A 12819-nucleotide genomic window follows, 5' to 3' on the forward strand; every position below is an offset into this window, starting at 1 on the left:
CTCTCTCCATTACCTTACTCATCACTCTTCAACGATTGCATTTGTTTTGAATTCTATAAGTAAGATTCCGTCACCACGAGTAATAACTCGGACGGACCTTCAAAATCATTGATGATTTGATGTTCATCTGAAGCATGAAAATAAATCGATTCCCCTGCTTTGACGAAATACGTATGTTTACCAAGCTTTACAATGATTCTTCCGCTTAATACATAGCCGAACGTTTCCGACAAGGATGGTTCAAATTGTTTGAACTCCCCTTTTTCCTGGAGAGTCAGTCGTATAGGTTCCATTTCCTTCTCATTCGATTCAGGCACGAGCCACTGGATTTGATACCCGCGTTCTTCATCGATGAAAAATGTTTGTGCCTCTTCTTCATACACTACTTTTTGGACCTGATCCTCTTCATCGAAGAACTGCTTCGGCTTGCAGCCAAGCACTTCTAAAATATTGAAAAGAGTTTCAATTGAAGGGGAACTAAGATCCCTTTCCAACTGTGAAATATATCCTTTGCTTAAATCCGTTCTTTCCCCCAATTCTTCCTGGGTCAATCCTTTTTTCAAGCGAAGATTCTTTATTTTTTTTCCAATTTGCATCATATTACCCTCAATCGGTTTACTTATAGTAAACCCAAAGTAGATAAAGTTTTATATAAGTAAACTTTCAGTTTAATTTTACGAATATCATTATACAGGAAATGATGGAAACTTCAAACAGAATTTCCAGTCATGATAAAAAAGGACCGCCACATGGCAGTCCTTTCTGATTTACTATTCATGTTTAGAAAGTATCTTTATCACCTTAATTTTAAAAATAGGTAAAAGGGTTTTATCTATAAGGTAAAACAAAGTTGATTGGAGCGTAAGGTACGAGACTCCTGCGGGAAAGCGCGCCGAGGAGGTTCCCGTACCGCCCGCGGAAAGCGAGTGCCTGGGGTAGAAATCAACGTTCCAATTTTACAAACACTCAAAAAAACTGTAGATAATTTTCCCCGAGTTTGTCTAAAGTCTGAGACCGCTACCTGGCAGTCCCCCTTTTACAGCTTCAGACATATCTCTTGCGCTTTCTTTTCCCCATCTGCAATACAGTCCGGGATTCCGACACCATTGTATGAACAGCCCGCAAGTAAAACATTCGGATAATTCTCGGAGATTTTCGCCTCCAGGGATTCAACGATTTGAGGATGTTTTATATGGTAGTTCGGCATATTTTCATGCCACTTCGTCACTTCACTCGTAATTGGTTCCCCAGAAATACTTAGACTGTTTTTAATATCGCGTAAAGCCACAGAGATCAATTCCTGGTTTGTAAGGGACCGTAATCGTTCATAGTCCGGACTTGAGCTTTTATAAAAAAGCCTGACCAAAAGCTGACTGTTTTCAGAAGTATGCTCCCATTTCCGGCTTGTCCAAGTACATGCATTGCAGATCAAATCACTATTGTCACCTGCAATGAAACCTGTCCCGTCCTTAGGAAGCATGCTGTCCGGGATATCGAATCCAAGATAAACGCTAATCATCGAACTATTGATCAAGCTGTCGAAGTCCTCATCCAAGTCCCGATCACCCAATAATTTCTGGGCAATTGTATGCGGTGTACTCAATACGATAAAGTCAGTTTCCAGCGTTTCACCGTTTGCCAAAGAAATGATATACCTCTCATCATTTCTTCCAATTTCATCTACACTGACCCCTTTTAAAATCTCGACACTATCGAGGCTTTCCTCAATTCGTTCAATCAATGTTGATAAGCCATTTTTAAACGAAAGGAATTTCTTATTTCCCTTGCTTTGGTATTTCTGCTTATTTTCCGATAGACCGCGTATTATACTGCCATATTGATTTTTATAATCCAGCATCTCTGGCAGTGTTTTGGCAATGGTCAATTCATTTAATTTTCCTGAGTAAACGCCAGATAGGACAGGCGATATCTGCTTTTGCACCAATTCCTTACCTAAGAAGCTTTCAAGAAATAAACCGATTGAGTCATTCTTCGTAAAGGTCTCATTTTTTGTATAGAAATCCTTTAAGGCGTCAACCTTCCCTTGGGCGGAAATCAGATCACTTTTCGCCAGCGACTCCAAGCTCATTGGTATTCCGAATAGGGCATCTTCGGGGATTCCCTTCAGCATCCCATCTGTATGGATAAATGATTTTCCCGTCGCATTATAGACAACTTGATCCTCTAGGTTCAATTCTTTAAGAAATGGTTGTATATTCTGTTTCCTGGCGACAATCGAATCGGCTCCGGCTTCAATTTTAAAAGGACCATCATGCACAGTCCTTATTTTACCGCCTAGTTCCTCATTTCCTTCTATTAATATTAATCGTACGGAGAGACTCCTCGCTTTAACTGTTTTTTGTATATAATACATGGTTGATAAACCGGTAATTCCTCCACCTACGACTACGACCGTTTTCATTAGGACTACACCTCGATTAACGAATTTTGCATTAAGTAAAGTGTACCATAAGGCAGCGGCATTTATTAAAAGCGGCCCCTCCAAATCAATGGTTTCATAATGAAACCTGTAACAAATTGGACAAAAAAAGACCTCCCCTCTTTGGAAAAAGTCTACATGCCAACAATATTTATTATTCGTCCTTATTCCTTGTTAAGCGTTTCTAATCTATATTCCATTATCTCCATCAACCCGCTTCTGCCTACCTTTCGAATCCCTGTATCCTGATACCCCGATTTCGAATAAAGCGTTTTTGCAATCACGTTCATGACGTTCACTGCCAGAATGATCGAATCCTTGTTTGGAAAAATCCCTTTTGCGTATCCCGGAAGGATTTGCAAGGCTTTCTTCGCAATCCCTTTGCCTTGATGTTTTTGATCAACAAGAAATCCACGGAGTAATATCGCTTTTTCATCGCTGGTGAAAGGGGTGATGTTCTCGCCAATGTGTAAAACGAAAAAGCCAACCGGAATACCCTCAGCCAATATTACGATAGGATGCCTGTCGCAATCTTCCCGGCAATATTTGAGTGACTCTTCCGGCAGAGCTGAAAAAGGGGTTTGTGTATCCGGTAAATAAAACTGGGAAAGCTGGTGAAGATGTTCCGGTAAATAAGGCGTTAAGGTGATGGTCTCGATATCCTTGTCCTGTTTCATTAAGTGACACCCTCTTTCATCAATTATTGGATACAATAATGATTCGATGCCCCGTCCGATATTCCCTTCACAAACCGGAAGGAGCACTGCCGAATATATCGGCAGTGCTCCCTCTGTTAATCAATGTGTATTTTCATTGATTGTCAGTGCTTCTCGTAAATTGATTTGCTGGCGGAGTATGTTGGCAACATCACGGGAGATTTGTCGTTTTTCAAACATATCCTGCACTTCGTCCCGTTCTGCCTGGATCGCTTTATAGAATAGCTCTCTTTCATATTCGGCCATTTTACTCGGGGTACGGCCTCTATTTTCACGTTTGCACTTTAAAATCAACACTTTATACTCTTCTATGATCATCGAGGATGTCTTATGATTATCGGCTGTAATTCCGGCTTGTATCTCTTGGATGGCAGCTTTATACATCCTGATTTTAAGATCTCTGACCTTTTCCAACCTCTCAAGATTGATTTTTCTTATTTCATTTTTATTAGGGAAAAATAATTTTAAAACCCTCAGCATACTTCTTCTGAAAAGCGTAACTGTCCTGAAAAAACGGAACTTCAGTCGATTTGTTACGGCACCTTCCATACGCTGGATGTATTCCTTGCATATATACGCCGTTTCCCGGTCCACTTTTTCATCCTTAATAAGTTTATCCAGGAATCTTTGCTCTGCTTCAAGGGCCTTAAAGCGAAGGTCCTTCTCTTCCTCCCTTAATGCAGCTGGTTCTTTCTCTTGTTCTACATAGGACAGTTCATTGATCTTGGTACAGTACCTCGAAATGATCGATAAAGCCGCTTCCCGGTTTTCATCTGTCATTTGGGACTCAATCACGCGAATAGCAGCTTGATGTGAGTGAATGGCAGCAGCTTTCGTTTTGTCAGCCTGCTTGTCCACCACTTCCTCTTCTTCGGACCGTGCCACGATTGGCAGGAATACACTAGCAACAATCAAGGTCAGCAATATGACACCTGCTGCAATGAAAATGATTAACGAACGCTCAGGAAAAGGACTTCCATCCGCCAACACATATGGAATCGAGAACGAACCCGCTAACGTAACAGCTCCGCGAACACCGGAAATGGTAATGATTCCAGCAGCTTTGAAATCTGGTTTTTGGGCTCCCGCTTTTTTCGTCATCCAACCAATCGACCAGGCAGCCGTAAGCCAAATGAATCGTAAAGCGAAGAGGAAAAGTGTAATGATCACGATATAAAGGATCACTTGTCCATTATTGAAGGCTGGATCTTGAAAGATAGTTTTCGCAACGCTTGGGATTTGCAGGCCAAGCAAAACGAATACAAGACCATTCAATACATATAAAATGACGGACCATGTACTCTTTGAAACGACCTGAAGTTCTACAGTTGGTGATATTTCCCGATCTCGTTCAATGGCATGGACAATTCCCCCAGCCACGACCGCTAAAATCCCAGAAAGGTGGAAATGTTCCACAGCGAGGAAAATAATAAAAGGAGTTAGGATTTGGATCAGCATATGCATCGTGACATCTTCCATCCCTAAACGGCGAAGAAATACACGAAGCCTGATAATGATGAAAGCTATTATTGCTCCACCTACAAACCCACCAATTGCAATCCATATGAAACTGAAAGTTGCGTCGACTAAGGAGAAAACACCAGTGACTGTAGCTGCAACGGCAAACTTAAAGGCAACTAAACCTGAGGCATCATTCATTAGCCCTTCGCCCTCGAGAAGGTGCATGATGCTCTTCGGTAACTTGACCCGGCTCGCCAAAGCGCTTACTGCCACTACATCCGTAGGTGACAAAATGGCCGCTAAAGCGAACGCTGCCGGCAATGGTATCGAGGGGATCATCCAATTAATTAAATAACCGCCTGCCCAAACCGTTATGAATACCAGGCCTAGTGCAAGCATTAGAATGGGTGCTCTCAACTTCCATAGTGCTGTTCGGGGTACATTTTTGCCATCATTGAATAATAGGGGTGCGATGAATAGTAGCAAAAATAATTCCGTCTCCATCTCAACATGCATACCGAGGGGTAAAAGTGCCAAAATGACACCCAGTGCTATTTGTATCAATGGTACAGGTATAAAGGGTATAAAATGGTTAATTACATTAGACACTCCAATCAATATAAGAAGAGCTAATATAACAAGAAAAAACTCCATACAAACATCAAACTTCCTCTCTCATCTATAATCATAACTATAAGCGTAACATATGTATACCAAGTCATTCATGCATTAACTATTCTAACCCTGAATCCTCCTGAATAATGATACCTTTTATAAAAGGGAAGGAGCTTACGTTGTGCACGATGAACATCACAAATCAACTCCATCAACAAACTTGGATAACCGCATAGAAAAAAAGCTGATTGGCTAACCCATAATCAGCTTTTCCCACATGATAAATGACAATGAACCCACATAACAAGTTATTTAGTTCCCGGGACAAAGAGACGAAGATGTTTGTGCAGTACATTTGCCTGGAAAGGAAGAAGAATGCCTTCATCGCCATCGATATTGACTGCAAGTTCCTCTGATGTCGTTAAATGGAGCTTGGATGTTTTAATATATTCAACTTCGTCATTCCCCATGATCTCCCCCCTAATCAAACTGGGAATGATCTTGACGATGAGAGGAAGAGATAAATCCTTAATGATGAATGTGTGCAGCTTTCCATCATTCACTTCCGCCTCTGGTGCAAGTTGTTCGAAACCGCCGACAGAGTTAGTCATTGTTGCAATTAGTAAATGAGCCTCGCCCATCCACTTTCCCTGATCATGTTCAACCGTTAAAGGAAACGGAGTCTTTTTAATGATCGCTTTTGCTCCTTCAATGAAATATGCAAAAGATCCCAGGCGGGTTTTTTGTTCAACGGTAACATTATAGGTGGCCTCGGCGATCGCCCCTACTGCCAACACATTCATGAAGTAACGGTCATTGATCTTCCCTATGTCCGATTCCTTAATATGCATATCCTTCAATATCTCGATGGCTGCATTGGGATTCAGGGGTATTCCCAAAGATCTAGCGAAATCATTGATGGTTCCTAATGGAATGATTCCGAAAATTGGCCGATGCTGCTGCTCGCCCAAGCCATTCACTATCTCGTTCACCGTTCCATCCCCACCCATGGAAATGACTGCATCGAACCTCTCTGAACAGGCCTCCTTGGCAAAACCCGTAGCATCCCCCTCTCCTTCCGTTTTACGAACGCATACCTCATCAAAAATTTCACCAAGTGCCTTTTCCGCTTTCGGCAAAATCTTTCCTGCCTTCTCCTTACCTGAAGATGGATTGACTATAATCATCGCTTTCGACATATGCTACCTCCCATTATTGTACTTCTACTAGCAAGTTACCTCTTTACTGATGTATTAAAACCACACAGACAGGAACTTACACATAATCGCTGCCGCTTGGCTGACATATTAGAACAAGCTCTTATATGTTACATGCACTGTGAAACAGGCATTCATTGATCACTTCTTCCTGTTTCTCATCTGTTACATTAATGCCTATCTCAATCGATTGAAAATTGCCTGTCCCTTTCACTCCCTCTTTGTTTTTTCCTTTTATAAAAAGCATTATATCTTCCATTTCCTACTTGCCGTGAAGAAAAACAAAAAAGTAAATAGATGATAAACCCCTTCCCTATAGGGTTTTCAGACTGTCCGCGAAATAAATTTCAAATTTTCTGTAAAATACCTATACATTTTCCAAATTCGGGTATATACTGTATTATAACAACAAGCAAACAGGAAAAACTGTACTATAAAGAGGGGGAGCGAGACATGCAAGCAAATCAATCAGATCTACTCATAATCGATACATTTAAACATTGCCCGGAATGTGGTGAAACACATGTGGACCACTCAGATTCCTATCTGATGGAATGCGATCGCTGCCTTTCCAAACGTGAAGAATAAAGCGATCGGAAAATATATATTAAAAGGAGGAAATCATCATGCAACGGAAAAAATCCATTGAGTTTTTTAACAATATCCCTGCTAAACATTGCCCCGAGTGCGGTGACCATATTATTGAGCATGCTGAATCCTACTTAATGGAATGTGACCGCTGCCTTTCCAGACGCGAAGACTGATTAAACCAAATCAAAAAGGAGGAACCATCATGCAAACTATAAATCCACTGGAATTCTTCAGGACGCTGCCGCCTAAACAATGTACGGAATGCGGAACCCATATCACTGAACAAGCTGAATCCTACTTAATGGAATGTGACCACTGCCTTTCCAAACGCGAAGACTGATTAAACCAAATCAAAAAGGAGGAATCATCATGCAAACCAAAAACCCATTGGAATTCTTCAGGACACTTCCGCCTAAACAATGTACGGAGTGCGGAACCCATATCACTGAACAAGCTGAATCCTACTTGATGGAATGTGATCACTGCCTTTCCAAACAAGAAGACTGATTAAACCAAATCATAAGGAGGAATCATCATGCAAACTAAAAACCCATTGGAATTCTTCAGGACACTTCCGCCTAAACAATGTACGGAATGCGGGACCCATATCATTGAACAAGCTGAATCCTACCTCTTGGAATGTGACCGCTGCCTTTCCAAAAAAGATGAATATTAATAAAAGATGCTGACATCAATAAGCTATATAGGCGATTTTGATGTCAGCATTACCTTGTTATCTGCCTCCCTTTCCTTGCATTCAAAAAAGGATGTCCTCGGGACACCCTTCAGCCGTACTTATTTTTTATCTCCCAATATAATTGTCTACATATTTTCCACTGATCTTCCTGCTGCTGTATTGTAAGAAGTCCAATGCAAAAATCATGAATTCAAGGCCTAGACGCTTATCTGAACGCATAAAATCAGAACCTAGCAGTTTCTCCAATTTTTCAAGCCTATGATATAGCGTTTGCCTGACAATGAATAGTTGTTTCGATGTTTCCTGTTTAGAACCGTTACAGGCAAGGTAGGTCTTTAAGGTAGGCATTAGCTCACCATTGTTTTGCTTGTCATATTCAATGACAGGCCCTAAATATTCGTACACCGTTTCCTCCAGATTACCATGTTTATTTATCAGCGAAATCATGCGATGCATATGTAAGTCCTGATAAAAGAAGCTCCTGTTATCCTCTGGTAACGTATCCTGAAGCAGCAAGGTCTCACGGGCCGTTTCATAACTTTTATAAATCTCACTTAACTTTTGAACATGCTTTCCAAAACCAATGGAAAGCAGACCCATACGATTACGACCGCTTGCATCCATTTTCATGATTCGATCCACCGCGCTTGTAACCCTTGATTTCCAATCTTCAGATGAACGATTATCACCCAAAATAAAAACAAGATGCTGATGTACTTCCATGGAAAATATCTGAAAGCCGTACTGTTCAAAAATCGTTCTAAACATTATCTTAAAATAAGTTCCATCTAATTTGGTGGAACTTTTATTATACTTTGGGTGTTGTTTGCAAATGCAAACAATTCCGCCATCCAACTGCATTTTCGGATCAATATAGGAAAGCCTCTCCCGGATTGCTTCGTCACTATATTCACCTTCAATCCAATTTGTAAGCCATTTACTTTCTTCCGACATTTTCTTTTCTTCTATATATAACTCCCTTAATAGATGCTGTGCCAATGCGGTAGCCGTTCGATCCAAGATCAGTGAATCAAAATCAGTCAATTCTCTGTCGTTGCTGCAAATGAGCAGTTCCGCATAATTTTCACCGAGCACTTGAATCGGCTGTCCAAGAACGGTTTTATCCAATTTCCGCTTCTCTTCGTATATGTCCGCTACCATTTGATAGGTTATTTTTTTCTTTATTTTTGGAATGCTGGCTATATCATTTTCATTAAAGATAAGAATAACCTGTACATTTAAATAGCTGTGGAGAAATTTTAGAATTGGTTCATAATGGTCAATTTCGAGGAGATTTTTATTTAGCTGCTGGGAGTAGTTTTCTAAGTTGGAGATCATCTGATATTGTTTATTGATGATAAGGGAATGAATATCCTGGGTGATTTCTACGAAAGGGACTTCTTCATGAAATAGGATGATAGGGAATTGCCGTTCATTTGCGAGATCAATGGCACATTTCGGCACTTCCATGATGTTGGCGCCAATCTCTATACAGAGTCCAGCTGCATCGCATTCAATTAACTGCCTTAAGTAGGATAGAAATGTGTCATCGCAATCTTTCCACCCTAAACCGGTAGTCAGAATCAGTTCGTTTCCATTTAACAAATGGCTGATTTGGGTGACTTCCATGCAGTGTACCCACTTCACTTGACGCTTTATCCCACTTCTTCCTGCAATTATATCCGTCAGATTAAAATGCTTGCGTGTTAGAATTTCCTCGATTGTAATCGATGTATTCATCCATCCACATCCTTTTATAAAACTGCTTTAAAACCTATTATAAACGGACAACCCTTAAATCTCCAGACACTTGTTAGAAAATCTAACGTCAAAATTCTACAAAAAACTCGAACAAAAAGGACCCATTCGTGAGGAATAGGCCCGGTCCATAACTATTTCAATTCAATTTTTTTTTGAAAAGCAATGTAGAGAAGTATTTCCTTCCTTCCGGGGTTTTGATGTTCAATTGCTTCCATTCCTGCTTCGTTCCTTCAATCAGTTCAAAATCGAGAAAGGCTCCACTTAAACTTTCGGAAACCCGGGTGATTCGATATCCTCTTTCAAGTAAAAAATCGATTTGTTCCCTTTCTAAGCGATACTCTTGATATTCGGACATTTCCATTCCCCCTTTTTCACACGTTCTCCTTGCCGGTTGAAGCCGTAAAAACCATCTCTTCCTCAAGTCCTGGACCTTTTTCGATTTTCCAATCCCTGCCGACGGAAATACCTAAATATTTCTCATCGCTGGGATCAATGATTTCAGCTTGTTCATATTGCTTGAACCACCAATACTTGGCTAATATATAATAACTTGCACCGCCGAGAACAAAGCCAACAATAAACGAATAATTTGAAAAAACCATTGCACCGATTCCTCCAATCACCCAAGAAATGATTCCTGCCCAATTCACTCCATTCAAGTATTTATACTGGCCTTCGCTCTCATAGAGTTCTTGTACATTCACTCGCCGTTTACGGAGGAAATAGTAATCCGCTACCAGGATGCCGACAATGGATGCCAGGATTCCGCCTATTATTAATAAAACTTCTATGATGATGCCGAACAGGCTCCATGGCTGAACTACTATCCCAATCACCCCCGCTACAACGACCCCCGCCCAAAATGGCATTTTAGGACCCATGACATTGGAGAAAATGGTAGCTGCTGGAATGACGTTGGCCGTAGTATTCGTCGACCATTGAGCAAATACGATCATGATTAAAAGGACGCCGAGAGCAATTCCGCTTGCAGATCCTTGTATGGCAACTACAGGATCATAATTGGAAACGGCCATATAAGAAACCGCTCCGATAATCACCATGAACGTCTGAGTGATGGGATAGGTGATAATATTCCCAATTATTTGCCCCTTATTGCGCTTGAACCAATTTTTTTCATTTTTTGGTGCCTTTATATAGCGGGAAAGCGTGGGCATATCTGCAGTCAACGTGCCCCAAAATCCCATATTTGCCATAATGACGACCATGAAAGCCGTGCCGGCAGCCCCGCCGGTGACCGGACTTTCAATCCAGGACCATACATCTCTTCCTTGGGCTACAGCCTGATCGGATAGAGTGAAATACATCCAGCCGGAAATTAAAATGATGACGGGCGCAGCCAAGTCGGCGAATCGTTCTATCGACTTTATTCCCATTGCCGTATTCACTAATTGTAAAACGGCAAAAATGAGGAAGCAGATAAACCAATTATCAAAATCAAAAAGGGTTGTGAAGATAGCATTCATGGCAGTAGCTCCAAAGTAAGTATTCAGGCCGAACCAGCATGACGCTACAAAACCCCGTACAACCGAAGGGATGTGGGTGCCAATCGTACCGAACGGCGCCCTCATATAGACTGGAAAGGATATTCCATGTTCAACACCAATATCCCCTGTCATTGTCATCAAAAAGCCGAGAACCACACAGGCAATGACCGTTGCAAGAACGACCCAGCCTAAGGATAAACTTTGGACACCGTTCCCACCGATTGCGAAGGCTGCCAATACTACAGCCATCCCCACCCAAATGAAACCAAATCCGGCTGCACTTATGTTTTTCTCACTATGAGGTATAGGCAGCAAATCGGGAGACTTTAAATAATCTTTCTTCTCACCCATAGAAAATCCCCCTAAATTAATTTGCAAGATTCCTTACCGAAGTTAGACTGGAAGCTTTTTCCCTGCATCTGGCTTCAGCGCCGCATTATATTTTGCCCTTTTCAGGAATTGCCCTTTTCCAGCTTCGCCTACAAATTGTTTGTCTTTAATGACGAATTGACCTCTCGATAAAACGGAAACAGGTTCACCTGTAATTTCCATACCTTCAAACGCATTATAATCCACAGCCATATGATGGGTTTCAGCAGAAATGGCCCTTTCAACTTTCGGGTCAAAAATGACAATATCAGCATCCGAACCTACTGCAATCGTCCCTTTCTTAGGGAATAACCCAAATAGTTTGGCAGCACGCGTAGAGGTCATGTCGACGAATTGATTCAAGGTAATACGCTCTTTCATGACCCCTTCAGAAAAGAGGATACTCATGCGGTCCTCAATCGTTGGGCCACCGTTCGGTATTTTCGTGAAATCTTCACGCCCAAGTTCCTTCTGTCCCTTAAAATCAAAAGAGCATTGATCGGAGCCGATCGTTTGCAGCTGTCCCGTTTTCAAAGCATTCCATAGCACTTCCTGGTTTTTCTTCTCCCTTAAAGGCGGGGACCATACATACTTAGATCCTTCGAAATGGGGCTTTTCAAGATAAGACTGGTCAAGGACCAAATATTGCGGACAAGTCTCCCCCCAAATATCCACCCCTTTATTTCTTGCCTCAGTGATCTTTTCAACCGCATCTTCACAGGTGACATGAACGACATAGAGCTGGCCATTTGCCATTTCCGTCAGTTTAGCAGCCCGTCCGGTTGCTTCCCCTTCAAGCTCCGGAGGCCTTGTTAATGCATGGTAAATTGGATCGGTGTTACCTTCAGCTAGCGCCTGCTTTGTAAGATAATCGATGACATCACCATTTTCAGCATGAACCATGACAAGTGCGCCAAGTTCCTTTGCTTGCAACAGAGTGCGGTATAGCGTGGCATCATCAGCTTGAAAAACATTCTTGTAAGCCATGAACACTTTAAAGGAAGAAATCCCTTCATTATCGATGATACTTGGCAGCTCAGCCAATACATCATCATTAATCTCACTGATCATTAAATGAAAACCATAATCTATGGCCGCTTTTTCATTTGCCTTTTCATGCCATGTTTCTATCGCTTTCTTTAACGGCACCCCTTTTTCGGTCAAACAAAAGTCGATGATCGTTGTCGTGCCTCCATATGCAGCAGCAATCGTACCCGTTTCATAATCATCCTTTGTCGTTGTCCCGCCAAACGGCATATCAAGATGTGTATGCGGATCAATGCCCCCCGGAAAAATATAAGCGCCTTTTGCATCAATGATTTCGGCCCCCACAGCCTGCAGATCCTTGCCAATCATTGCAATCTTCTCATTTTCAATCAATATATCGGCTTGATACGTATCTGCAGCCGTTGCAATCGTTCCATTTTTAATGATTTTCTTCATATTC

15 protein-coding genes are annotated in these 12819 nt (G+C 41.5%); 5 read left to right on the forward strand and 10 right to left on the reverse strand.

Annotation, left to right across the window (positions count from 1 at the left end; genetic code table 11):
- Window positions 1–53: 53 nt before the first annotated feature.
- The 6 genes from J7E52_RS13215 to J7E52_RS13240 all read right to left on the reverse strand — a co-directional run bounded on the left by J7E52_RS13215 (window position 54) and on the right by J7E52_RS13240 (window position 6696).
- Window positions 54–596 (reverse strand): helix-turn-helix domain-containing protein, encoded by a 543-nt coding sequence (locus tag J7E52_RS13215; protein WP_214747229.1) that lies wholly within the window; start codon window positions 594–596, stop codon window positions 54–56.
- A 440-nt stretch (window positions 597–1036) separates the two neighbouring features.
- Window positions 1037–2422 (reverse strand): protoporphyrinogen oxidase, encoded by a 1386-nt coding sequence (locus J7E52_RS13220; protein WP_214747152.1) that lies wholly within the window; start codon window positions 2420–2422, stop codon window positions 1037–1039.
- Between the two features lie 182 nt (window positions 2423–2604).
- A complete protein-coding gene (locus J7E52_RS13225; RefSeq protein WP_214747154.1) occupies window positions 2605–3117 on the reverse strand; it encodes a GNAT family N-acetyltransferase in 513 nt (170 codons plus the stop codon).
- Window positions 3118–3237: 120 nt separating this feature from the next.
- A complete protein-coding gene (locus J7E52_RS13230) occupies window positions 3238–5271 on the reverse strand; it encodes a Na+/H+ antiporter (protein WP_214747157.1) in 2034 nt (677 codons plus the stop codon).
- Window positions 5272–5540: 269 nt separating this feature from the next.
- Window positions 5541–6431 (reverse strand): diacylglycerol/lipid kinase family protein, encoded by an 891-nt coding sequence (locus J7E52_RS13235; RefSeq protein WP_214747159.1) that lies wholly within the window; start codon window positions 6429–6431, stop codon window positions 5541–5543.
- Between the two features lie 121 nt (window positions 6432–6552).
- A complete protein-coding gene (locus J7E52_RS13240; RefSeq protein ID WP_214747162.1) occupies window positions 6553–6696 on the reverse strand; it encodes a hypothetical protein in 144 nt (47 codons plus the stop codon).
- Window positions 6697–6902: 206 nt separating this feature from the next.
- Between J7E52_RS13240 and yhfH (J7E52_RS13245) the strand changes: the two genes are divergently transcribed.
- The 5 genes from yhfH (J7E52_RS13245) to yhfH (J7E52_RS13265) are packed head-to-tail and all read left to right on the forward strand — an operon-like array spanning window position 6903 to window position 7716.
- A complete protein-coding gene (gene yhfH, locus J7E52_RS13245) occupies window positions 6903–7037 on the forward strand; it encodes a protein YhfH (RefSeq protein WP_214747165.1) in 135 nt (44 codons plus the stop codon).
- A gap of 38 nt (window positions 7038–7075) precedes the next feature.
- A complete protein-coding gene (gene yhfH / locus J7E52_RS13250; protein ID WP_214747168.1) occupies window positions 7076–7213 on the forward strand; it encodes a protein YhfH in 138 nt (45 codons plus the stop codon).
- 29 nt (window positions 7214–7242) lie between these two features.
- A complete protein-coding gene (gene yhfH / locus J7E52_RS13255; RefSeq protein WP_082196596.1) occupies window positions 7243–7380 on the forward strand; it encodes a protein YhfH in 138 nt (45 codons plus the stop codon).
- Between the two features lie 29 nt (window positions 7381–7409).
- Window positions 7410–7547, forward strand: coding sequence for a protein YhfH (yhfH, locus tag J7E52_RS13260; protein ID WP_214747171.1), 138 nt, complete (start codon window positions 7410–7412; stop codon window positions 7545–7547).
- A gap of 28 nt (window positions 7548–7575) precedes the next feature.
- Window positions 7576–7716 carry a protein YhfH gene (gene yhfH, locus J7E52_RS13265; RefSeq protein WP_072274044.1) on the forward strand — a complete coding sequence of 47 codons (141 nt, stop codon included), beginning with the start codon at window positions 7576–7578 and terminating at the stop codon, window positions 7714–7716.
- Window positions 7717–7842: 126 nt separating this feature from the next.
- Here the strand turns inward: yhfH (J7E52_RS13265) and J7E52_RS13270 are convergent, their stop codons facing one another.
- From J7E52_RS13270 to hydA, 4 genes are all read right to left on the reverse strand, one after another.
- On the reverse strand, window positions 7843–9477 hold the full coding sequence (locus J7E52_RS13270) for a PucR family transcriptional regulator (RefSeq protein WP_214747174.1): 1635 nt from the start codon (window positions 9475–9477) through the stop codon (window positions 7843–7845).
- Between the two features lie 157 nt (window positions 9478–9634).
- A complete protein-coding gene (locus J7E52_RS13275) occupies window positions 9635–9853 on the reverse strand; it encodes a hypothetical protein (protein ID WP_034304894.1) in 219 nt (72 codons plus the stop codon).
- Between the two features lie 16 nt (window positions 9854–9869).
- Window positions 9870–11354: an NCS1 family transporter gene (locus tag J7E52_RS13280; RefSeq protein ID WP_214747177.1), complete on the reverse strand. Its 1485-nt coding sequence runs from the start codon at window positions 11352–11354 to the stop codon at window positions 9870–9872.
- 42 nt (window positions 11355–11396) lie between these two features.
- Entirely contained in the window at window positions 11397–12815 is a 1419-nt protein-coding gene (gene hydA, locus J7E52_RS13285; RefSeq protein ID WP_214747180.1) for a dihydropyrimidinase, read from the reverse strand.
- Window positions 12816–12819: the final 4 nt, after the last annotated feature.

Origin of the sequence: Bacillus sp. ISL-34, from assembly GCF_018613325.1 — a bacterium.
GTDB lineage: Bacteria > Bacillota > Bacilli > Bacillales > DSM-1321 > Peribacillus.

What these genes read in the sequence shown, in the direction of transcription:
- J7E52_RS13215 (WP_214747229.1), bottom strand. Translation starts at nt 596, where the DNA reads ATGCAAATTGGAAAAAAAATAAAGAATCTTCGCTTGAAAAAAGGATTG.
- J7E52_RS13220 (WP_214747152.1), bottom strand. Translation starts at nt 2,422, where the DNA reads ATGAAAACGGTCGTAGTCGTAGGTGGAGGAATTACCGGTTTATCAACC.
- J7E52_RS13225 (WP_214747154.1), bottom strand. Translation starts at nt 3,117, where the DNA reads ATGAAACAGGACAAGGATATCGAGACCATCACCTTAACGCCTTATTTA.
- J7E52_RS13230 (WP_214747157.1), bottom strand. Translation starts at nt 5,271, where the DNA reads ATGGAGTTTTTTCTTGTTATATTAGCTCTTCTTATATTGATTGGAGTG.
- J7E52_RS13235 (WP_214747159.1), bottom strand. Translation starts at nt 6,431, where the DNA reads ATGTCGAAAGCGATGATTATAGTCAATCCATCTTCAGGTAAGGAGAAG.
- J7E52_RS13240 (WP_214747162.1), bottom strand. Translation starts at nt 6,696, where the DNA reads ATGCTTTTTATAAAAGGAAAAAACAAAGAGGGAGTGAAAGGGACAGGC.
- yhfH (WP_214747165.1), top strand. Translation starts at nt 6,903, where the DNA reads ATGCAAGCAAATCAATCAGATCTACTCATAATCGATACATTTAAACAT.
- yhfH (WP_214747168.1), top strand. Translation starts at nt 7,076, where the DNA reads ATGCAACGGAAAAAATCCATTGAGTTTTTTAACAATATCCCTGCTAAA.
- yhfH (WP_082196596.1), top strand. Translation starts at nt 7,243, where the DNA reads ATGCAAACTATAAATCCACTGGAATTCTTCAGGACGCTGCCGCCTAAA.
- yhfH (WP_214747171.1), top strand. Translation starts at nt 7,410, where the DNA reads ATGCAAACCAAAAACCCATTGGAATTCTTCAGGACACTTCCGCCTAAA.
- yhfH (WP_072274044.1), top strand. Translation starts at nt 7,576, where the DNA reads ATGCAAACTAAAAACCCATTGGAATTCTTCAGGACACTTCCGCCTAAA.
- J7E52_RS13270 (WP_214747174.1), bottom strand. Translation starts at nt 9,477, where the DNA reads ATGAATACATCGATTACAATCGAGGAAATTCTAACACGCAAGCATTTT.
- J7E52_RS13275 (WP_034304894.1), bottom strand. Translation starts at nt 9,853, where the DNA reads ATGTCCGAATATCAAGAGTATCGCTTAGAAAGGGAACAAATCGATTTT.
- J7E52_RS13280 (WP_214747177.1), bottom strand. Translation starts at nt 11,354, where the DNA reads ATGGGTGAGAAGAAAGATTATTTAAAGTCTCCCGATTTGCTGCCTATA.
- hydA (WP_214747180.1), bottom strand. Translation starts at nt 12,815, where the DNA reads ATGAAGAAAATCATTAAAAATGGAACGATTGCAACGGCTGCAGATACG.